The organism is Pseudomonas sp. AGC41, assembly GCF_057334555.1.
This window is the reverse complement of record NZ_JBHFJB010000048.1, coordinates 108939-128746: the sequence shown is the minus strand read 5'-3', so window position 1 is coordinate 128746 and position 19808 is coordinate 108939. Positions and strand designations below refer to the sequence as shown.

Sequence of the window (19808 nt, the reverse complement as noted above, 5' to 3'; positions counted from 1 at the left end):
CTGCTGCGCAGCCGAGCGGGAGCAAGCTCCCTCGCCACAGATGCACCAGACATCGACCTGGCTCACTCCGACAGTTCTGGCATGCGTCAAAGGCTGATCGGCGTGGCCTCGAAGCGCACGCGCGGGTGGGCGATCCGATCCTGGGCACGGATCAGTTGCAGCTCATAGCTGGCACACGCTTGGGTTTCCAGCAACACTTCGTGTACCGCCGAAGCGGTGAACTCGAATGCCGCCACCAGGCTGTCGCCCAACAGTATCCGCGCCAGGAATAATCCCGAGGTCAGGTCACCTACCCCTACCGGCTGGCGGGGAAACGCCAGCAATGGACGACGCAGGTGCCAGCCTCCGTCAGCCGTGACCAGCAACATCTCGAAGCTGTCGTCGGGCTTGCCGGCGTAAGCCAGGTGTTTGACCAGCACAACCTTCGGTCCACGAGCCAACAGCCCACGGGCCATGGCCAGGCAATCGAACAATGATTGCGCCTTGCGCCCGGCAAAACTGTCCAGTTCCAATTGGTTCGGACACATGATGTCCGCCACGGCAGCGGCTTCTTCCAGCAAAAACGTGCTCACCTCGGGTGCCACGATGCAGCCCTTCTCCGGATGCCCCATGACCGGGTCGCACAGATACAGCGCCTTGGGGTTGCACGCCTTGATCCGCGCTACGCCCGCCAGGATTGCCTGCCCCTGGGCCGCGCTGCCCAGATAACCGGACAGCACCGCGTCGCAGTTGCCCAGCTCGCCAATGGCCGCGATCCCCTCAACCAAAAGTGGAATCTGGTCAGGCGCCAGCACTTCTCCGGCCCACTGCCCGTACTGGGTGTGATTGGAGAACTGCACGGTATTGAGCGGCCATACATTGACGCCGACCCGCTGCATTGGAAACACGGCGGCACTGTTGCCGGCGTGACCAAATATCACATGGGACTGGATGGCAAGCAGATGAGGCGTACGTTTCATGCAGGAAGCTTCCGTAAAACGAATGAAATTCAAGCGGCGCAGTATGCGACTAAACGCAGCCTGTACGACAGACCGGCGACACAGTTAAGCTGACGGCAACTTGTTGGAGCACTTCGTTCATGCTGACCCTTGGAAACATTTTCGTGCTGATGCTGCTGGCTGCCGGTGGCGCCTGGCTGTGGCACAACCATGGCTTGCGCGAACGGGCTCTGGCGAGGGTCATGCAACACTGCGCCAATCTCAAGATCGAGCTGCTGGATGGCAACGTGGCGCTGAGCAAGATCGGGTTTGTGAAAGATGGCAGCGGGCGACGGCGCCTGGCACGTGTCTATAACTTCGAATTCACAGTAACGGGCGAGACGCGTCATACCGGCACCATCACTCAATTCGGCGCCCACAGTGCACACATCGAGCTGGCACCCTATCCGATGCCGTTCGAAGAAACCGCGCAGGCGCCCATCGAACCGGTCCAGACCCGGCCCCGGGCCGAGGTTATCGAGCTGAGCCAGTGGCGTCAGGAACACAACAAATGGAAGCCCTGAAACGAGGCTGACTCAAGGGTGGCGGCAGCTCGCCAGGCCCGCTTGAAGGATTCCCACGTCTTGTGGTTCGGCGAAGATCAGTTCGATTCGCGAATCCTGTCGCCACTCGCTCGCTTGCCACTCCAGCGGCCCTGCGTCCAACGCATTGGCGGAAACCCAACCGCCCTCGCTGTGGATAACCATTTTTGCGCGTTTCCAGTCTTTGCCGTGCAGCCATCGAGACAGCTGCGCGACGTCGAATCGTTGATCTGGATGCCAGCGCCAACCGATACTCCAGCTTTCGCCCTGCTGCTGATGCAGGCAGATCGGCAACGTCGGGTCACTCCAGATGGCCGGCATCTGCCCCAGGCTCTTGTGCACATTCAAGTTATCCACAGCGAAATTATCCACAGCCCTGTCGCCACGATTCACCAGGCCGGGCAGCCGATCAATCGGCAACGCAGCCTGATGGGTCCAATACAGCGCAGTCTCAGGCAATTGGGAAATAATGCCCACACGATCGGCTTCGGTAAGGTCTTCGGACTTGTTCAGCACCAGCAAACCCGCGTCAGCCAGGACCTGTCTTTGCGCATCGGGCAACGGCTTGCCGTTCGCCATTGCCTTGGCATCCAGGACCAACACACAAGGCTGGATCGCCAGCACGCCAAGCCAGGGCGCTTCGTTCAGCTGTCGCAAGAGTTGCGCTGGATGACCCAGCCCGGATGGTTCGATGAACAGACGGTGTGGCCGCGCCTTGCGCAATAAACGGCCAAGGCCGATCTGAAACGGCGCTCCATTGACGCAACACAAACAGCCCCCGGCCACTTCGCCCAATGCGATACCATCGGCGGCCTGGGTCAGCAGCGCGGCATCCAGGCCGATCTGGCCGAACTCGTTGATCAGCACGGCCCAGCGCTCATCAGCCGGACGCTGAGCCAGCAATTGCCTGATCAGGCTGGTCTTGCCTGCACCCAAAGGGCCGCCAATCACATGGGTGGGTATGTTCTGCAACATGATCGATAGCTTTCGACGGAGGTTTAAAATGCGAATGATCGGTTGGCTGTTACTGCTGCTGACCTCGAACCAGGCCTTGGCCCAGGCGTGTGTGGTGCACAGCCAGGCGGAACGGCTCGATGTCAGAGTCTGCCAGCAGAACCGCAACATTCCGCAAAAACTGTTCGCCGACGGCTTCTGCCAACCCAGCCTGCTCGGACAGAAAGTCGACGTGCAGTATGTCGACCAGTGCCCTGGCGGGGCATTTGGCATTTGCAGCAACGCCCAGGTCGCCAATATGCCTTATCGCCAGGATATTCACTATTACGGCGTAGCCACCGATGCGGCTTACCTGAAACCCTTTTGCGAAAACCAAAGCCAGGGAAACTGGCTCAAGCCTTAAGCCAGCCAATCCAGTGAAAGAATCAAACGCCGCTCGCCGGGCACCAGTTGCGGTGAGCGATGAATCAGCCCATAGCCTTCATTGCCTTGCCACTTTTCACCTTTGAGCAGCGCCACATCACCGCTGCGCATCTGCTGAATCAGACTCGCGTCGGCAGGCTCTGCTTCAGGCTGGGCCAATTGTCGACGGTCCATGACGCCTTCCATGAGCCATTGGCTGCCGACGCCGGCATAGGTGGTGATCAGCCGCACCGGCACATGGTCGACGTGAAAACGTGGGCACATCGCCGTATCCAACGCTCGCAGGCGCAGACCGACGCGCCGGGCACCGAGGAGGCAGGCAAACGCGCTGACCAGCCAGGCGACATCCGCGACGAACCCTTCATATCCGTGCAGATCGCCGAAGCCCGCGGCAAGGCCATGCAACACCGGCTGCGTATCCTCGCCCGGTAGCTCAAGCACCATCGACTCGGCCAGGGGTTGGCCCATCGAGAGCAGCATCGCCGCAAAATCGCCGATATGCGCCGGGAGGTGACGCTGCCACACCGCCAGGTTGGTGTCGTCATCCAGAATCTGCGCGAAGGTCAGCGGCGTGTCTCCCTGGATCTGCCGCAGCTGCTTCAGACGAGGCGCCAGCATCACGCCGCGACCTCTTCATGCCAGGGGCCGAACGGGTCTGGCAACTGCCGCCAGCGCTCGATGCCCAGGCTCATCTCCGCGTCGGTTAGCAGGCAAGCGTCCAGTTCGGTGGCGAGCAGCGCGAAGTCTATATTCTGACCAATGAATACCAGCTCCTGGCGGCAATCACCGGAGGCCTCCAGCCAGTTTTTCATGATCGCGGCGATGCTCTCCTCATCCAGCGGCCACTGGCTTTTCGGCACGAACCGCCACCAGCGCCCGGCGAAGCCGTGACGCATCAACCCGCCGGCCTGAGACCAACTGCCGGCTTCCTCATGTTTGCTGGCGAGCCAGAAAAAACCTTTGGAGCGCAGGAGTGTGCCATTGGTCCATGGGCGGTCGATAAAGTTGAAGAATCGTTGGGGATGAAACGGGCGACGGGCGCGGTAAGCAGTCGATGCGATGCCGTATTCCAAGGTTTCAGGCACATGCTCGCCGCGCAACTCCCGCAGCCAACCGGGCGCCTGCGCCGCGCGTTCAAAATCGAAGCGGCCCGTATCGAGGATCTGCCCCAGCGGTACCTGCCCCATGACCATCGGAATAACCTGCGCCTGGGCATTCAGGCGCGACAGGATTGCGCTCAACTCTTCTCGTTCGGAACGGCTTATGAGATCAATCTTGCTGATCAGGATCACGTCGGCGAATTCGATCTGCTCGATCAGCAAATCGGTTATGGAGCGCTCATCTTCTTCCCCGAGGGTTTCGCCCCTGCTGGAAAGGCTTTCGGCGGCCTGGTAATCCTTGATGAAGTTCACGCCATCGACCACTGTCACCATCGTGTCGAGCCTCGCAACGTCCGCCAGGCTGCGCCCTTCTTCATCGCGAAAGGTGAAGGTTTCGGCGACCGGCATCGGCTCCGAAATGCCCGTGGATTCGATCAGCAGATAATCGAAGCGGCCTTCCCTGGCAAGCTTGCCCACTTCTTCCAAGAGATCCTCGCGCAGCGTGCAGCAGATACAGCCGTTACTCATTTCGACCAACCGTTCTTCGGCGCGATTGAGGCTGACATCTCGCTGCACTTCGCTGCCATCAATGTTGATCTCGCTCATATCGTTGACGATAACGGCAACGCGCAGGTTGTCGCGATTACGCAACACATGATTGAGCAAGGTGCTTTTACCAGCCCCGAGAAATCCGGACAGCACGGTAACGGGAAGACGGTTAGGCATCAGGTTTATCCTCATCGGGGCGGCCGCTTCTGTGGCTCGTATCAGGTTTCGGTTCGGCTAAAGGGGTCAGTCGTTTTTAATGTTATATTATTACACTAAAGTACAGCCAACCCTTTTCTGCTTCCGGGCTTTTACAAAATGCTCAACTTCTTCAAATACCTGTTCGCTACGCCACTGCTGCTGATAGCGATGGGCGTTTCGGCACAAGGCGCTTTGTTGGGTACCTGCACCCGCAGCGCCAACGTGCTGGCCTGCGTAGATGGACAGGGCAATGCCTACAGCGTCGCTACGGCTGGCAATACGATTTATCTGCGTGGATATGAGGTGGCTGGCCACCGCTACTGGGCCCAGACAAACAGCCGATACGGCCAACTGACCTTCTTCACTGGACTGGCCTCCGATGGCGAAGCCTGGGTTGGATACAGTCGCCGTGTGGGTTGGACGACGATCAACCGTTTTTCCAGCTCTGGCGGCACCAGAGGCAGTTTTATGTGCGGTCGCATGAATGGCTGCCAGGAGTCTTCACGCTGAGGTTTAACGTGGAACTCTCGAGATGAAACTCTGTTCATGAAAAAGGTCTCGTCGATCTTATTGTTATACTATAACATTAAAAACGAACCTCTCATGGACCTCGAAAATGAACGCGTTAACTCTGCCGGACATTGCTGCGCAGGCATCTCGTCAAGGCATGCCGCTGGATTGGGTGGGCATGTGCGGCATCGCCGTGCCGGTGCTGGTGGACGGCCTGCGGTTGAGCGCCTCTGCCGACGCCGGCGTCAGTCTCGATGATGGCGAAGCGCGTGGCATCCATATGTCGCGTTTGTATGTGGCACTCGAAAAGCTTGAGGACACCGCGCTTTCTCCGGACCTGTTACGCCGGATCCTGCAAGAGTTTCTGGACAGTCACGAGGGTCTATCCCGGAATGCCTCACTGACCCTGCGCACCGATCTGATGTACAAGCGCCCTGCATTGATCAGCCCGTTGGCCGGCTGGAAGCGTTATCCAGTTACAGTGAAAGCACATCTGAAAAACTCGATGTTCCACGTGGAACTGCAGGTCGAAATTCCATACTCCTCCACTTGCCCTTGTTCGGCAGCGCTGGCGCGGCAACTGATCCAGCAGAAATTCCTCGACGATTTCGCGAATACAAACCTGGAGCACGCTGAAGTTCTCGCGTGGCTAGGTTCTCAGAAAGGTATCGTGGCCACCCCTCACAGCCAGCGCAGCGTCGCCATCCTGAACCTGCGCTTGGACGCCAAGCTCGATGAGTTTCCGGTGTTACCGCTGATCAACGAGGCGGAGGCGGCACTCGGCACCGCGGTCCAAACCGCCGTCAAACGCGTCGATGAGCAAGCCTTCGCGCTCGCCAATGGGCAGAACCTGATGTTCTGCGAAGATGCCGCGCGGCGCCTGAACATAGCGCTGAGGCCGCTGCCCTGGGTTTACTCTCTTGACGTACGAGTCGTTCATGCGGAAAGCCTGCACGCCCACGATGCCGTCGCCCAAAGCCATTGGCGACGGGAGGACTCATGATTCGTTGCCAGGGATTGAGTTGGGGTATCCCCGGGCGCCCTCTCACTCCACCTCTGCACATGGAGCGCCCGGAGGGCAGCCTGACCGCAATAATTGGCGCCAACGGATCAGGGAAAAGCAGCCTGCTGAAAGTCATCGCCGGGTTACAGAAGCCACTGACCGGGAAGGTCTCGCTCAACGTTCAACGGCGCGGCGGCGTGTCGTTCCTGCCTCAACAGCAGCACCTGGATCGGCAATTTCCCATCAGCCTGCAGGAATTGGTGGCGGCAGGTTCCTGGGGTAATCGACAGGAACCTGCAGCACGCAACCAACGACTCAAGGCGGTTCTCGACGACTGGGCCTTGAGCGGCCTGGAACACCGTCCGCTGATGGCGTTGTCGGGTGGCGAGTTGCAACGGGCCCTGCTTGCGCGGCTGAGCCTGACCGAAGCGCCACTCCTGTTGCTGGACGAGCCCCACGCAGCCCTTGATGAACAAGGCCAGGCACTGCTGTGGAAGAACATTCAGCGATGGCATCGCGAAGGGCGCACCCTGGTGGTGGTTTGTCACGATTTGGCTGCGGTGCATCAACACATCCCTCATACCTTGCTGATCAATCCGTCCGGCTGCGTATTGGCTCGCAGCGCCGAATTGATCGCCCCGACGCCTTACACACAGGTCGCTTGATGCTCACAGCCAGCCACTTCTGGCAGCCCTTCCAGGAATTTGTCTTCATGCGCCGGGCCTTGTTGGGCGGATTGGTGCTGGCATGCAGCACGGCTCCGCTAGGCGTGTTCCTGATTCTGCGGCGCATGAGTCTGATCGGCGATGCGGTAGCTCACGGCATCCTGCCGGGCGCGGCCCTGGGTTTCTGGTTCGCCGGTCTGAGCCTGCCAGCCTTGACGGTGGGTGGCCTGGGCGCCGGCTTGAGCATGGCCGGGCTGGCGGCGTGGATCACCCGCCGCACCGGCCTACGGGAAGACGCCAGCCTGGCGGCGATCTACCCCATCTCCCTCGCCGCCGGAGTCTTGATCCTCGGTATGGCCGGTAAACGCCTGGACTTGCTCCACCTGTTATTCGGCTCGGCGCTGGCGGTGGACGGCCCGACACTCACCGGCATGCTCTGGGTTTCGGCGGCCAGTCTGGTGGCGATGGCGTTGATCTATCGCCCGCTGTTACTCGACACCCTGGACCCACTGTTTCTGCAAACCGTCAGCCGTCTGGGTCCCCTGGCTCACGGCGTATTCCTGACCCTGGTGGTGCTGAACCTGGTCATCGGCTTCCAGGCCATCGGCGCGTTGATGGTGGTCGGCCTGATGATGCTGCCGGCGGCCGCGTCGCGATTCTGGAGTCGGCGCCTGCCGATGTTGATGCTGGTCGCTGCATTGCTCGGTTGTCTCTCGGTGTGGCTGGGCCTGCTGTTGTCCTTCTATTTTTCGCTGCCCAGCGGGCCGGCCATCGTCCTGGTGGCGGGCGCGTCCTATCTGTTGTCCGTGGTATTCGGTCCGGTGCACGGCTTGCTGCGCCGCCCGCCCCTGCTTACATCCCAATGAGGTGTTTCCCGATGCGCGCCCTGCTCCTGATATTCAGCTTGATGCTGTCCATGTCCCTGTCTGCTGCTGAAAAACTCAAGGTGGTGACCAGCTTCAGCATCCTTGCCGACATGACCCGACAAGTCGGCGGCGAGCATGTCCAGATCACCAACATGGTGGGGCCGGACGCTGACGCACATACCTATGAACCCACGCCGGACGACGCCAAGGCGTTGCTCGGGGCGAAACTGATCATCAAGAATGGGTTGGGCTTCGAGCCGTGGCTGGATCGCCTGGTGACCAGCACCGAAACCGGTGCCCCGGTCATCAGTGCCAGCCGTGGCGTGATTCCACGCTCGCTGGAAGAAGATGGCGAGACCATCCTCGATCCGCACGCCTGGCATAACCTCGCCAACGCCGTGCTTTATGTTGGCAACATCACCAAGGCATTGGAGGCGGCCGACCCGGCGAACAAGGCCGACTACGAACGTAACAGCCAGGCGTACCTGAAGAAGATTTATGCGCTGCTCGCCGAAGCCAAGGCGAAGTTCGCTGCGTTGCCACCGGGCAATCGCAAGATCGTCACGTCCCACGATGCGTTCGGTTACCTGGGCCAGGCTTATGGTATCGAGTTCCTGGCGCCGCAAGGGTTGTCTACCGAGCGTGAACCGTCAGCCGCGGAAGTTGCTGCGTTGATCACCCAGATTCGTAAAGCAAAAGTCAAAGCCGTGTTCATGGAAAACATCAAGGACGCGCGCCTGCTCAAGCAGATCGCCGACGAAAGCGGCGCGCACATCGGTGGCACGCTGTACTCCGATGCCCTCGCCGCCAGCGGACCGGCCAGCACCTTTACCGGTCTCTTCGAATACAACCTCAACACACTCTACGAGGCACTGGGCCGGCCCTGATAACAGGCCGCTGATCAAGCCCTCGGCTTGACCGTCCCGCAATCCTGCCCCAGCCATACGGCGCGGGTGTCCAGGCTGCCGTTCTGCTGGATACCTGTGGCGTTGAACGTGCCATTGACCTGGGTGGTGAATTCGCGATCGCTCTGGAATGTCGCGATACCGTTGCCCTGGGCTTTCGGGCAACTGAAGCGGAATTTCCACTGGTTGCCGGTACGCTCGGTGATCTGCTGCTTGCAGCCTGATTGCGGATCCTGCAGCGGGATGTCATTGGTCTGCACCTGTGCCGGAGTCAGGCACACCCGGATCCCCTTGCCCCCCATGGTGATGCCCTGCTTTTCCAGCATTGCCCGCTGTTCAGGCGTCATCTGGTTCTGCAGTTGACCAAGGATCAATTGCAGATCCGGCAGGTTCTGGTTGTCGACTTTCATATTGCTGGTCGTCAATTCCCACAAGCCTGGTTGAAGCATCTGCGCCTGAGCCGCCACAGGAACCGACAAGCCAACGGCCAAGGCCAAACCCAGCAGACGAACATTCATTGCACAAACTCCAGAGGACAAGTGGCCGTTAGACGCCACCTTCAGGCTTCGGTTCAGACCCGCGCCGAGTGAATTAAATAGCGACATTCGCCTTGGAACATGGTCTGTTAAGCATTGAAGTTTCAGGAGCAAGGCAGCCCCATGGATTTTTTTGGCCCGCATGTTTTCGGTTACCTGATCGCGCTGCTCCATACCCTCGGCTCCATCGCCGCCGTCCATGCGGTGCTGACGGTGCGTACCGCCCAGGGCTCGATTGCCTGGGCCCTGTCGCTGGTATTCATCCCCTACCTGACATTGATTCCTTACCTGGTCTTCGGCCGCAGCACCTTCGACGGCTACATCAAGGCGCGTCGACAAGCCAACGAGGAAATGCGCAAGGCGATCTCCGAGCTCAACTGGCGCCCCTGGGTCGAAGAAGCGCTGGCCGCTCGCGCATCCCAGGCCTACGCCTCGTTACGGGCCATGCCGAAGTTGGGACGCACGCCGTGCCTGGCAAACAATCAGGTGCGCCTGTTGGTTGATGGCCCAGCTACGTTCGAAGCGATTTTCCAGGCCATCGAGAGCGCTCGCGAAGCGGTTCTGGTGCAATTTTTCATCATCCACGACGACCGGCTTGGTCAGCGCTTGCACGCGTTGCTGTTGAAGAAAGCCGCTGAAGGTGTGGCGGTCTACCTGCTTTACGACCGTATCGGTAGCCATTCCCTGCCCCATCGTTATGTCCAGGCCTTGCGCGACGGTGGCGTTCACGTCAAAGCGTTTGCCACTCGCAGCGGTTGGCTCAACCGGTTTCAGGTCAACTTTCGCAACCACCGCAAGATTGTCGCCGTGGACGGCGTCCTGGGGTTCGTCGGCGGGCACAATGTGGGCGATGAATACCTGGGGGAAAAACCACCCCTGGCACCGTGGCGCGACACCCATGTGGAGGTACGCGGCCCAGTGGTAGCGAGCATGCAGGAGTCCTTCGCCGAGGATTGGTTCTGGGCGGCGCGTTCCCTGCCGCCGTTGATCCTGCCGGACACTTATCCGGACGACGGAGTGCTCTGCCAACTGCTGGCCAGCGGTCCGGCCGATGCCTACGAAACCTGCTCGCTGTTCTTCGTCGAAGCCATTCACGCGGCAAACGAACGCATCTGGATAACCACGCCGTATTTCATTCCCGACGAGGCGGTATTCGCGGCTTTGCGCCTGGCCGTGCTGCGCGGCGTGGACGTGCGCATCCTGTTGCCGTCGCGACCGGATCACCGGATCGTCTACGCCGCGTCCAGTCTTTATGCGTTCGAAGCAGTGCGCGCCGGCGTGCGGGTGTTTCGTTATGAACCGGGTTTCCTGCATCAGAAAGTGGTGCTGATCGACCGGGAAATCAGCGCCGTCGGCAGCGCGAACCTGGACAACCGTTCGTTCCGGCTGAACTTCGAAGTCATGCTGCTGACCGTCGACATTTCCTTTGCCGGCGAGGTCGAGCAGATGCTCGAAAAGGACTTCGCCCAGGCCCACGAAGTGGCCAGACGGGAAAGCCGGGAAACCCACCGCCTGCAGAAGGTCGGGATGCGGATCGCCCGGCTGATTTCGCCGATTCTTTAAGGCGTGTAGATGTCGTCGCGGGTCCAGGGCAGCTCATGGCTACCATCGGCGTGGGCCTTCACCGCGAGGATCTGATGCAGGTTTATCCAGCCCTTGGCGAATGCATAGGCGCAGCCGGCCAGGTAAAGACGCCAGATTCGCAGCGCCTGTTCCGGCACTTCCCTGGAAGCGGCTTCGAGGTTGTCCTCCAGGCGCTCGCTCCAATGGTCGAGAGTGCGCGCGTAATGCATGCGCAGGCTTTCCACATCGACAATTTCCAGCCCCGCTTCGCTGATCTCGGCGGAAATCATCGACAGGTGCGGCAACTCACCGTTCGGGAATACATACTTCTCGATAAATTCACCCGCGCCGCGACCTACCGGACGCCCGTCGGTGTGCTTGGCGGTAATCCCGTGATTCATCACCAGCCCACCCTCACGGACCGCGCCGTACAGCGTCTTGCAGTACTGCGCCAGGTTGGCATGCCCGACGTGTTCGAACATGCCGACGCTGACCACTTTGTCGAATCGACCATCCTGGGGCAGGTCCCGGTAGTCCAGAAGCTGGAGCTCTACCTGGTCCTCCAGGCCTTCGGCCTTTACCCGCTCCCGCGCCAACGCAAGCTGCGCCTTGCTCAGGGTAATGCCGAAGACCTTGGCGCCGAATTCCCGTGCGGCAAAGCGCGCGAGACCACCCCAGCCGCATCCGACGTCCAGCAGGTAATCGCCGGGTTGCAGGCGGAGCTTGCGGCATAGGTGGCGGAATTTGGCTTGTTGCGCTTGCTCGAGGGTTTCACTGCCGGTCTCGAAATACGCACAGGAATACACCATGTCGCTGTCAAGCCAGAGCTGATAAAACGCGTTGGACAGATCGTAATGATAGGAGATGGCCTTGGCGTCGGTTTCCTTGTCGTGCAGCGCACGCACCGGGAGGTGGCTCTCGTCTTCGTCCACCAGAGCCTGGCTCAGCTCGTCACACACCCGGATGACTTCGTTGATCGAGCCCTCCAGTTCGAGTTTGCCCTCGACAAACGCCGCTCCCAGGGCATCCAGGCTGGGATGGGTGAATTGCGCGACCATTTGTGGGTCCTTTACCACAATCGTGACGCTGGGATCGGCGCCCAGCGTGAACTCATGGCCGTCCCAGAGCCGCAACCGAAGCGGTAGGTGCAAATTCTGTAAGGCCGGTGGAAGTTGAGCCAGCATGTAATAACCTCCCCATGTTTCAGATTGTTTCAGACGTCTGAAATGAGGGTAGACCATCATGGAAAAATAGCAGGCTATCGAATTTATAGCCTTTTTCTATCGTCTTCCATCTACCGCCCGAGCGGTGACTGCCTGGATTGGCTGGGCCCTCTCGCTAGAGACTGCGGGTGCGAGCGACAGTTCGCTCGGGGTCGTCAGCGGCTATCCGACTGGATCTTCGCCAAGGGCTCGTGAAACCGCAGCAGTCGTCCCGCATTGCCCAGCACCAGCAATGTGCTCAGGTTATGCAGCAGCGCGGCGATCATCGCCCCCGCTGCTCCGAGCCAGCCGAACGCCGCGAAAGCGACGATGGCCAGCGTCCAGCCCAGGCCGATGATCACGTTGACCTGCAACGTGCGTCGACATTGACGACTCAGCCGCACGCAGGTGCCCAGGCGTCGCAAGTCACTGCCGATCAACACGATATCCGCCGACGCCAGGGCGATATCGGCACCGCCCGCGCCCATCGCCACGCCGACCACACCGGCTTTCAGCGCCAGCGAATCGTTGATGCCGTCACCCACCACCATCGGACGGAAACCCTGGTCGATTTCGACCATGACCCGGTCAAGCTTGTCCTCCGGCAGCGCCTGTGCCTGCAGCTCGCTGATACCGACATCGTGCGCCAGGGCGGCGGCCACACTCTGGCGATCCCCCGTGAGCAATAACTGGCGACCCAACCCCAGCGCCCGCAGTTCGCTCATGGCCACCCGCGCTTCCGGCTTGACGCTGTCGGCCAGCAGCAGCCAGGCGCGAAACTGCCCGTCCAGTGCCAGGCCGGCGATCGGGCCGTCATGACTGGGAACCGTCGGTATCTCGATGCCCAACCGGGCAAACAATTCGGGTCGGCCAAGGGCGGCCTCCCCCTGCACTGTCATGGCGACTACCCCGAGCCCCTGGCGTTCGTGAATATCGGTCAGCGGCAGATAATCTTGCGCTGCCACCAGCCCCGCCAAGGCCCGACTGACCGGATGACTGCTGGCCGATCCGAGGCTCGCGGCCAGTGGCAGCAATGCGGCAGGGTCGTCCTCGGTACTTTCGATCGATTGCAGACGCAGGGAGCCGTGGGTCAGAGTTCCGGTCTTGTCGATGACTAACGAGGTGAGGTCCGCCAGCTCCTCGAGAAAAGCCGAGCTGCGAATCAGGATCCCGTGGCGCGCCGCCACCGCTATCCCGGCGATGGCCGTCGCCGGGGCTGACAACACCAAGGCGCAGGGACACGCCGCCACCAGAACCGCCAACATCGCCTGGGCGTCATTGGTGACAAACCAGGTAACCGCCGCCAGCAACAACACCAGCACCAGATAACTTCCGGCGTAACGTTCCAGCAAACGAGTGATTGGCGGTTTCGAGCGCTCGGCGTTCTGCATCAGCGCAATGACTTTGCCCAGCGTCGATTCATCGCCGGTGCGGGTTACCTCCAGGCGCAACAGACCGTCGAGGTTGATCGCGCCCCCAAAGACTTCAACACCCGCCACCGCCTCCAATGGCACCGACTCACCCGTAATGGGCGCGGTGTCGAGGCTCGCTTGGCCGGACAGCACCCGACCATCGGCGGGCACCCGGTCGCCGGCGCGGACCTCCACCACATCGCCGGGTCGCAACGTAGCGTTGTCCACTTCGATGATCGAGCCATCGGCCTGCACTTTGCGGCCCTGGCTGCGGGTCAGTTGGCCAAGGGCATCGATCGCTTCCTGGGAACCGATGACGCTGCGCTCTTCCAGTACATGGCCGAAAATCATGATGATCGGCAACAGCGCCGCCGTCAGCAGGTCTCCCGTAGCCCAGGCCCCCAGCATCGCCAAGGCAATCAACTGATCGGTAATCCCATGCAGACTCGGATAACGCAGGCTGTACCATGCGGAGCGCATCACCGGCACCGCCACCAACAGCGAGGCAAACCCCAACAGCAGTTGGCTGACGGTACCCTGCTCCGGCAACCAGACGCGCCAGGCCAGGCCCAGGGCAAGCAAGCCGAGGGCGAGCATCGCCAGGGTCAGTTGCCGAGCGGCCGCGCGTTGCTCGGCGGTGGACAGCATCGGCATGTTGATAGTCTGCGCGGTCATTGGCCGCCTCCCTGGATGATCAGACGAGAATCGTCTTTCGGGTCGACCGTGGTGACGGAACCAGCCCGACCAAGAATCCCGGGCATGCGTTCGCGGTACAGACGCTGCAGCATCTGCGGATCGCTGTCCTGGGTTTTCGCCAGGCCCGACACCGAGGCTGTGTCGGTCGATGCCTTGGCAAGCCGTTCGCTGGCCTGGGCATGGGCGACTTGTAACGCACGGTCGGCTTCCTCGCGGGCAGCCTGGGTCTGCTTCTCCGCCTCGGTTCGGGCGTTGGCGACCGCTTTGTCGGCCTGCTGGCTGGCTGTCAGCACCGCATTGAATGCGCTCACCGCCGGCCCCGGCAGGCTCGATTGCACGTCGACCCGCACCACTTCGATCCCCAAGCCCTGCCCTGTCGCGGTCAGGTCAGCCAGGCGCCGATTGATGCCCTGCACCAGGTCGCCACGCAAGCGTTCACGGCGCTCCGCGGCTTGGGTATCGCTGCCCATCAGTTCGGGGCGGGCCACCAGAATCGTGTCCAGGTCTCGCGCCGCGGCAAGCGCCACGGCACTTCTCGTCGCCAACCGGTCCAACGCCGGCAATACATGTTCGCCTTGGAGAACAAACGCATAAGGCTCGATGACCTTGTAAAAGAGCCGCACATCCAGTTGCACCACGCCCGCATCGCCGGTCAACAGATAACCGGAGCCCGCGAGTTCGTCGCTGACCGGAGTGGCAAAACTGGCGACGCGATCAGCCTGCAAGGCCGCATCCGAACGCAGCAGACTTTCCACCCGGCGCTCCAGCACCCGGTCTGCCGCCGGCAGCAAAATCACTTGTTCCACGGGACGCGGCCAAGCCAATAACAGACCGGCGTTCTGGATTCGGTCCAGCGCACCAAAGTGCAAAACCACCGCCCGGCTCTGCGGATCAATTTGCCGCACATTTGAAAATACCCAGGCCAATGCCGCCAGGACAGTCACGGCATAAAGCGCAAGGAACGCCAGACGCCCGGCCTGAATCCACGGGCTGGATAACTCATTTGTTCCACGTGGAACCACACTCATGGTTGTGTTCCACCTTTAGGCTCCAGGGCGGGTGGACCATCCACCAGAACGCGAAACGGTGCCGCATCAGTGCGCAAGATCAGTTTGGTTCCGGGGCCGACAATAGTGTTCAAGGTGTCCAGCGAGCGCAGCAAATTATAAAGCTGCGGCGAACCGGCATAGGCCTTGCCGTAGATTTCAGCCGCTTCGACGCGGGACTGCGCTTCGATACTCGCCGCTTCAACCGTGGCATCAGCCTGCATGATTCGCGCATCGCGTTCGGCCGCCGAGCGAATCTGCGCCGCTTCGCGCTTGCCGATGGCTGTGCGCTCCGTGGCGATGGTCTCACGCTCGGCCCGCATACGATCTACGGTCGCGGTGAGCGTCACCGAGGGCAGCGTCAGGCGTTCGATGCCCACCTGCAAAACCCGCACGCCATAAGTGGCGAGCAATTGTTGCTCGATCTGCTGGCGCAACTGGGCCTCGAAATCGGCGATATGCACCTGACTGGCGTCGGTATTGACCAGGTTTGCCAAATCAAAACTGGCCGCCGTTGTTTCCAGCGCCGAGCCGACGAAGGTGCGAATCTGCCGCGCGGCTTCGTCCGGCTGGTTCTGCACGGCGCGCATGAAGCGCTGCACATGGTCCGGGTCACCCTGGACCTGCCACGCCACATAGGCCTGGACGATGATCCGCAGACCGTCGCGGGTGCCGACGTCCTGCAATCCGCTGGAGGTGGTGCGCAGCCTGAGATCTACCGGGATCGCCGCTTCGAAAGGTGCCGGCCAGCGCCAGCCCAGGCCGGGTTGTAAAAGTACCCGCGCCGGGTTGCCGAAACGGGTAATGACAGTGGCCTCCCCCGAACGCACCTGGACCAGGCTGGCGGCCGCAACGGCAAACGCCACCAGCAGCGCGGCCCAGCCCATCCGCCGCCACGGAAACGGGCCGGCTTGCTGCGGATCGCCATGATGGTGGTGATGTCCGTGATGATGTCCGGCATGACCGTGATCGTGACCGGCATGGTCGTGATGACCATGGGAAGAGGACTGGCTCAATGGGCAGCTCCTGGCTGGACAGGTTGGTTTTGCGATGCGGGATCCGCCGGCAGCGTGAAAGTGCGCAGGTCAATGGTCGGCGCGTTGCCGTTGCCGCCCAGGCGATGGTCAAGGATCAGCAAGCTGGCGCTGCCGAGGCCCTGGCTAAGTTGACCGAGGTATTGCTCCAGCACGAAGGCATGGCCAGCCGTCGCGTAGGCTTGGCGTTCGGCGCGAAAGCGCAGGTCGGCGGCTTGGGCAGTGGCGTTGATTTCACGCGCCGTGGCTTGGGCCTGATCGTTGGCAATGCTGGCTTGCAGTTGCGCCTGGTTGACCTGCTGCGCAGCGGCGCCACGCTCGCGGGCGATTAACGCTTGGGCGCCGATCTGCGCCGCTTGCACACCGTGGTAGGCATTCGCTGCGCCAGCCGGGGGATGGATCGCCTCGACCACTGTCGCAAGAATCTCCACACCGCTGTCGAGCGATTGCAGATCGGCCTGTACGGCGCGACCGATTTCCTCCGCCAGGCTGACACGGTCCGCACCCAGCAATCCGTCCAGCGTGCGCGAGGCAAATTCATGCACCAGGACGCGGCTGGCCGTGCTGCGAATCAACGTCGGAATATCAGCACTGTGGTAAGTCGCCGCCAACGCCGCTGCATCCGTCAGGCCGATGCGATAGACGAAGCGTACGTCCATGTTGACGATCTGGAAGCTCTGCTGATCCGCGCGACGGCTGGCAATGACCTGGGATTTGTCATTCACATGGCTGGCATCCCACAACCGATTGGCGATAGCCGGAGCCGGGCCCTCTGCCGGTTCCGCAACCGAGGCCGTCTTGCCGTCGCCGACGCTGGACGCCAACTCGTGGACGACACCGTTCTCGACGTTCAATACCCTGCCCCACGGCCACGGCAACCCTGCGTGGAGACCGGGGCCAAAGACCTGCACCGGCTTGCCGAAACGTTCATAGATCCCGCGCCCTTGCAGCGGCACCTCATGCACGCCGGTCAGCAACCACCCGACCAGCACCACCAATGCCAGCACCGGAAAAAATGCCCGGCGCATGTAGCTGAACGCCCAGATCTGGCGCAGGTCGATGCCAAAACGATTGTGCAATTCATGCTGCAAGGCCAACAGTGGTCGCGGCGGCCAGCGCAGCAGATCGGCGACCACACTGCGTCCCAGAAGCGTCGGTTCCAAGGTGTTCCGGCGCGGGCTGAATAACGCCAGCAGCGCGCGTAGCAACAACTCCGCCGCCACCAGGCCCGGCAACAAACCGATCAGCACCGCCAGGCGCACCGGCCAGAGGGACGCCTCCCCGGCAAAGAGCAGACACACGGCAGCCAGTACCAACACGATGATCGGCATCCGTGTCAGTTGCGCCAGCGGTGCCGCTTCGGGCCATTCGGCAGGCGGCTGCTGAGCCAGTTGGCGCTCGAACACCAACAACCCGAACGCCAACACTAACGAAAGCACCGCGCCGACGCTGGCCGCCACGCCGAGCGAAGCGGCAGGCAACGCCAGGTCCCAGGTTTGCTCCAGCACCAGCAACGACAACAGCGCCCAGCCGGCAAGCCACAGGAGCGGCCCGCCGATTTGCTGCAGCAGACCGATCCAGCGCGCGCTGATCCGCTCAAGCAGGCGCTCGTACCAACCCGAGTTATCAACAGGCTCGTCTTCGCCAGGCAGGATATCCACAACGGGCAGCAGCGCCTTGCTACGCCATTGCGTGATCCACCAGGCCGATTGCAATCCGGCCACCAGCACCGATAACGCCGCGCCTTGGCTCACCAGCAACGCCGGCCATATCGATTGTGGCGAAAAAAGCCCGATGAAAAACGCCGACACCAGCCCCAGCCCCGCAAGGCCGCCCAATACGAGCGCGATCCGCTTCAAGCGCAGCCCTTGGAATGCTGCGCGCTGGAAGCGCGGCCAGTCGGCCACGTGTGCCCCGTCTATTTCCAGATCGACTTGCATGTCACTCCAGTGCTTGTGGCATTCGAGAACCGGACACGCGAGGCCTACGTCACCGCATCGCTCCGTTATATGTCGTTACCTTATAACCGACGCTGTGAAATTTCCGTTTTGAATTCTTCATGGCAAACCCTGCGGCGGACGCTTGACTTAAGCCTTGACCGTTATCCGCGAAAACGCTCATATTACGATCATAATTTTTTGCCAGGCATGAGGAAAACGGTAATGAGCAATTACGACGTGATCATTCTGGGCGGCGGCCCCGGCGGTTATAACGCAGCGATCCGGGCCGGACAGTTGGGGTTGAAAGCGGCCTGCGTGGAAGGCCGTGCCACCCTCGGCGGCACTTGCCTGAACGTCGGTTGCATGCCCTCCAAGGCGTTGCTGCATGCCTCCGAACTGTACGAAGCAGCCAAGGGCGCGGAATTCGCCCAACTGGGGATCAACGTCAGCCCTACCCTCGATCTCGCGCAAATGATGAAACAAAAGGATGAAAGCGTCGCGGGCCTGACCAAGGGCATCGAGTTTCTGTTTCGCAAAAACAAGGTTGACTGGATCAAGGGCTGGGGCCATATCGACGGCCCCGGCAAAGTGACCGTCACCGGTGAGGACGGTGGCAAGACCGAACTGAGTGCCAAGGACATCATCATCGCCACCGGCTCCGAGCCGACGCCACTGCCGGGGGTCGACATTGATAACCAGCGCATTCTCGACTCCACCGGTGCGTTGTCCCTGAGCGAAGTACCTCGGCACCTGGTGGTAATCGGCGCTGGCGTCATCGGCCTCGAACTCGGTTCAGTCTGGCGGCGCCTGGGTGCCGAAGTCACCGTCGTGGAGTACCTCGATCGCATCTGCCCAGGCGTCGACGGCGAAGCCGGCAAGACCCTGCAGCGGGCCCTGGCCAAGCAGGGCATCCAGTTCAAGCTGAGCGCCAAGGTGACCCGCGCCGTTTCCTCGGCAAGCGGCGTGCAACTGCAAATTGAACCCGCGGCCGGAGGCGAGGCGCAAACCCTGGACGCCGACTACGTACTGGTTGCCATCGGCCGTCGGCCTTATACCCAGGGCCTGGGGTTGGAAAATGCAGGATTGGCGACCGACCAACGCGGCATGCTTGCCAACGAGCGCCACCGCACCGAAGCGCCCGGCATCTGGGTGATCGGCGACGTAACGTCCGGGCCGATGCTCGCGCACAAGGCGGAAGACGAGGCCATGGCCTGCATCGAACAGATTGTTGGCAAGGCCGGCGAGGTCAATTACAACTTGATCCCCAACGTCATCTATACCCGTCCTGAACTGGCCAGCGTCGGCAGGACCGAAGAGCAGCTCAAGGCCGAAGGCCGCGCCTACAAGGTCGGGAAATTTCCGTTCACCGCCAACAGTCGGGCGAAGATCAATCATGAAACCGAGGGGTTCGCCAAGGTATTGGCCGACGAGCGCACCGACGAAATTCTCGGCGTGCACCTGGTAGGCCCGAGCGTCAGCGAGATGATCGCAGAGTACTGCGTAGCGATGGAATTCGGTGCCTCGGCCGAGGACATCGCCCTGATCTGCCACCCTCACCCCACTCGCTCTGAGGCGTTGCGCCAAGCGGCGATGAACGTGGAGGGGATGGCGACGCAGATGTAGTCACCCGGCTAAATGGAACATCTGTGGCGAGGGAGCTTGCTCCCGCTCGGCGGCGAAGCCGTCG

General features: G+C 61.4%; 19 protein-coding genes. 9 read left to right on the top strand and 10 right to left on the bottom strand.

Going from position 1 to position 19808, the window contains the following annotated elements; all coding sequences use genetic code 11:
• Positions 1 to 86 precede the first annotated feature (86 nt).
• Complete coding sequence (gene pdxY / locus ACE04F_RS10070) at positions 87 to 959, bottom strand: pyridoxal kinase PdxY (protein ID WP_486106330.1); 873 nt, start codon at positions 957 to 959, stop codon at positions 87 to 89.
• Positions 960 to 1078: 119 nt separating this feature from the next.
• Between pdxY and ACE04F_RS10065 the strand changes: the two genes are divergently transcribed.
• On the top strand, positions 1079 to 1501 hold the full coding sequence (locus ACE04F_RS10065; RefSeq protein ID WP_486106328.1) for a DUF3301 domain-containing protein: 423 nt from the start codon (positions 1079 to 1081) through the stop codon (positions 1499 to 1501).
• A 12-nt stretch (positions 1502 to 1513) separates the two neighbouring features.
• Here ACE04F_RS10065 and ACE04F_RS10060 read toward each other — a convergent pair whose 3' ends face one another.
• On the bottom strand, positions 1514 to 2494 hold the full coding sequence (locus tag ACE04F_RS10060) for a CobW family GTP-binding protein (RefSeq protein ID WP_486106326.1): 981 nt from the start codon (positions 2492 to 2494) through the stop codon (positions 1514 to 1516).
• A 28-nt stretch (positions 2495 to 2522) separates the two neighbouring features.
• Here ACE04F_RS10060 and ACE04F_RS10055 point away from each other — a divergent pair, with 28 nt between their 5' ends.
• A complete protein-coding gene (locus tag ACE04F_RS10055; RefSeq protein ID WP_486106324.1) occupies positions 2523 to 2876 on the top strand; it encodes an NADH:ubiquinone oxidoreductase in 354 nt (117 codons plus the stop codon).
• Here ACE04F_RS10055 and ACE04F_RS10050 read toward each other — a convergent pair.
• Entirely contained in the window at positions 2873 to 3514 is a 642-nt protein-coding gene (locus tag ACE04F_RS10050; RefSeq protein ID WP_486106322.1) for a DUF1826 domain-containing protein, read from the bottom strand. The genes ACE04F_RS10055 and ACE04F_RS10050 overlap by 4 nt on opposite strands.
• Positions 3514 to 4722: a zinc metallochaperone GTPase ZigA gene (gene zigA / locus ACE04F_RS10045; protein ID WP_486106320.1), complete on the bottom strand. Its 1209-nt coding sequence runs from the start codon at positions 4720 to 4722 to the stop codon at positions 3514 to 3516. The genes ACE04F_RS10050 and zigA overlap by 1 nt, the downstream gene beginning before the upstream one ends.
• Positions 4723 to 4860: 138 nt before the next feature.
• Between zigA and ACE04F_RS10040 the strand changes: the two genes are divergently transcribed.
• The 5 genes from ACE04F_RS10040 to ACE04F_RS10020 all read left to right on the top strand — a co-directional run bounded on the left by ACE04F_RS10040 (position 4861) and on the right by ACE04F_RS10020 (position 8674).
• Positions 4861 to 5253: a glutamine synthetase gene (locus ACE04F_RS10040; RefSeq protein WP_486106319.1), complete on the top strand. Its 393-nt coding sequence runs from the start codon at positions 4861 to 4863 to the stop codon at positions 5251 to 5253.
• Between the two features lie 106 nt (positions 5254 to 5359).
• Complete coding sequence (gene folE2, locus ACE04F_RS10035; RefSeq protein WP_486106317.1) at positions 5360 to 6256, top strand: GTP cyclohydrolase FolE2; 897 nt, start codon at positions 5360 to 5362, stop codon at positions 6254 to 6256.
• Positions 6253 to 6921, top strand: a complete 669-nt coding sequence (locus ACE04F_RS10030) for a metal ABC transporter ATP-binding protein (protein WP_486106315.1) — start codon at positions 6253 to 6255, stop codon at positions 6919 to 6921. The genes folE2 and ACE04F_RS10030 overlap by 4 nt, the downstream gene beginning before the upstream one ends.
• On the top strand, positions 6921 to 7787 hold the full coding sequence (locus ACE04F_RS10025) for a metal ABC transporter permease (RefSeq protein ID WP_486106313.1): 867 nt from the start codon (positions 6921 to 6923) through the stop codon (positions 7785 to 7787). The genes ACE04F_RS10030 and ACE04F_RS10025 overlap by 1 nt, the downstream gene beginning before the upstream one ends.
• An 11-nt stretch (positions 7788 to 7798) precedes the next feature.
• Complete coding sequence (locus ACE04F_RS10020; protein ID WP_486106311.1) at positions 7799 to 8674, top strand: metal ABC transporter substrate-binding protein; 876 nt, start codon at positions 7799 to 7801, stop codon at positions 8672 to 8674.
• 14 nt (positions 8675 to 8688) lie between these two features.
• On the opposite strand, the gene ACE04F_RS10015 is transcribed toward ACE04F_RS10020, so the two are convergent.
• Positions 8689 to 9210, bottom strand: a complete 522-nt coding sequence (locus tag ACE04F_RS10015; RefSeq protein ID WP_486106309.1) for a DUF3617 domain-containing protein — start codon at positions 9208 to 9210, stop codon at positions 8689 to 8691.
• A gap of 141 nt (positions 9211 to 9351) precedes the next feature.
• On the opposite strand from ACE04F_RS10015, the gene cls reads away from it, so the two are divergent.
• Positions 9352 to 10791, top strand: a complete 1440-nt coding sequence (gene cls, locus ACE04F_RS10010; RefSeq protein WP_486106307.1) for a cardiolipin synthase — start codon at positions 9352 to 9354, stop codon at positions 10789 to 10791.
• On the opposite strand, the gene cfaB is transcribed toward cls, so the two are convergent.
• The 5 genes from cfaB to hflK (ACE04F_RS09985) form a co-directional block, all read right to left on the bottom strand.
• Positions 10788 to 11975, bottom strand: coding sequence for a C17 cyclopropane fatty acid synthase CfaB (gene cfaB / locus ACE04F_RS10005; RefSeq protein ID WP_486106305.1), 1188 nt, complete (start codon positions 11973 to 11975; stop codon positions 10788 to 10790). The two genes, cls and cfaB, sit on opposite strands and share 4 nt — an antisense overlap.
• A 194-nt stretch (positions 11976 to 12169) precedes the next feature.
• Entirely contained in the window at positions 12170 to 14080 is a 1911-nt protein-coding gene (locus ACE04F_RS10000) for a heavy metal translocating P-type ATPase (protein ID WP_486106303.1), read from the bottom strand.
• Complete coding sequence (hflK, locus tag ACE04F_RS09995) at positions 14077 to 15129, bottom strand: protease modulator HflK (protein WP_434570654.1); 1053 nt, start codon at positions 15127 to 15129, stop codon at positions 14077 to 14079. Before hflK (ACE04F_RS09995) ends, ACE04F_RS10000 begins: the two co-directional genes overlap by 4 nt.
• The gene (hflC, locus tag ACE04F_RS09990; protein ID WP_486106301.1) at positions 15126 to 16163 is read right to left on the bottom strand and encodes a protease modulator HflC; all 1038 of its coding nucleotides are present in this window, start codon (positions 16161 to 16163) and stop codon (positions 15126 to 15128) included. Before hflC ends, hflK (ACE04F_RS09995) begins: the two co-directional genes overlap by 4 nt.
• Positions 16160 to 18121 (bottom strand): protease modulator HflK, encoded by a 1962-nt coding sequence (gene hflK, locus ACE04F_RS09985; protein WP_486106299.1) that lies wholly within the window; start codon positions 18119 to 18121, stop codon positions 16160 to 16162. Before hflK (ACE04F_RS09985) ends, hflC begins: the two co-directional genes overlap by 4 nt.
• A gap of 222 nt (positions 18122 to 18343) precedes the next feature.
• On the opposite strand from hflK (ACE04F_RS09985), the gene lpdA reads away from it, so the two are divergent.
• Positions 18344 to 19744: a dihydrolipoyl dehydrogenase gene (lpdA, locus tag ACE04F_RS09980; RefSeq protein WP_486106297.1), complete on the top strand. Its 1401-nt coding sequence runs from the start codon at positions 18344 to 18346 to the stop codon at positions 19742 to 19744.
• Positions 19745 to 19808 lie beyond the last annotated feature (64 nt).

Bases quoted from the DNA above. Each gene is read 5' to 3' on its own strand.
- cfaB (WP_486106305.1), bottom strand. From the start codon at position 11,975: ATGCTGGCTCAACTTCCACCGGCCTTACAGAATTTGCACCTACCGCTT.
- hflK (WP_486106299.1), bottom strand. From the start codon at position 18,121: ATGCAAGTCGATCTGGAAATAGACGGGGCACACGTGGCCGACTGGCCG.
- ACE04F_RS10020 (WP_486106311.1), top strand. From the start codon at position 7,799: ATGCGCGCCCTGCTCCTGATATTCAGCTTGATGCTGTCCATGTCCCTG.
- folE2 (WP_486106317.1), top strand. From the start codon at position 5,360: ATGAACGCGTTAACTCTGCCGGACATTGCTGCGCAGGCATCTCGTCAA.
- pdxY (WP_486106330.1), bottom strand. From the start codon at position 959: ATGAAACGTACGCCTCATCTGCTTGCCATCCAGTCCCATGTGATATTT.
- hflK (WP_434570654.1), bottom strand. From the start codon at position 15,129: ATGAGTGTGGTTCCACGTGGAACAAATGAGTTATCCAGCCCGTGGATT.
- lpdA (WP_486106297.1), top strand. From the start codon at position 18,344: ATGAGCAATTACGACGTGATCATTCTGGGCGGCGGCCCCGGCGGTTAT.
- ACE04F_RS10055 (WP_486106324.1), top strand. From the start codon at position 2,523: ATGCGAATGATCGGTTGGCTGTTACTGCTGCTGACCTCGAACCAGGCC.
- ACE04F_RS10050 (WP_486106322.1), bottom strand. From the start codon at position 3,514: ATGCTGGCGCCTCGTCTGAAGCAGCTGCGGCAGATCCAGGGAGACACG.
- ACE04F_RS10060 (WP_486106326.1), bottom strand. From the start codon at position 2,494: ATGTTGCAGAACATACCCACCCATGTGATTGGCGGCCCTTTGGGTGCA.
- cls (WP_486106307.1), top strand. From the start codon at position 9,352: ATGGATTTTTTTGGCCCGCATGTTTTCGGTTACCTGATCGCGCTGCTC.
- ACE04F_RS10015 (WP_486106309.1), bottom strand. From the start codon at position 9,210: ATGAATGTTCGTCTGCTGGGTTTGGCCTTGGCCGTTGGCTTGTCGGTT.
- ACE04F_RS10000 (WP_486106303.1), bottom strand. From the start codon at position 14,080: ATGACCGCGCAGACTATCAACATGCCGATGCTGTCCACCGCCGAGCAA.
- ACE04F_RS10025 (WP_486106313.1), top strand. From the start codon at position 6,921: ATGCTCACAGCCAGCCACTTCTGGCAGCCCTTCCAGGAATTTGTCTTC.
- ACE04F_RS10030 (WP_486106315.1), top strand. From the start codon at position 6,253: ATGATTCGTTGCCAGGGATTGAGTTGGGGTATCCCCGGGCGCCCTCTC.
- zigA (WP_486106320.1), bottom strand. From the start codon at position 4,722: ATGCCTAACCGTCTTCCCGTTACCGTGCTGTCCGGATTTCTCGGGGCT.
- ACE04F_RS10040 (WP_486106319.1), top strand. From the start codon at position 4,861: ATGCTCAACTTCTTCAAATACCTGTTCGCTACGCCACTGCTGCTGATA.
- ACE04F_RS10065 (WP_486106328.1), top strand. From the start codon at position 1,079: ATGCTGACCCTTGGAAACATTTTCGTGCTGATGCTGCTGGCTGCCGGT.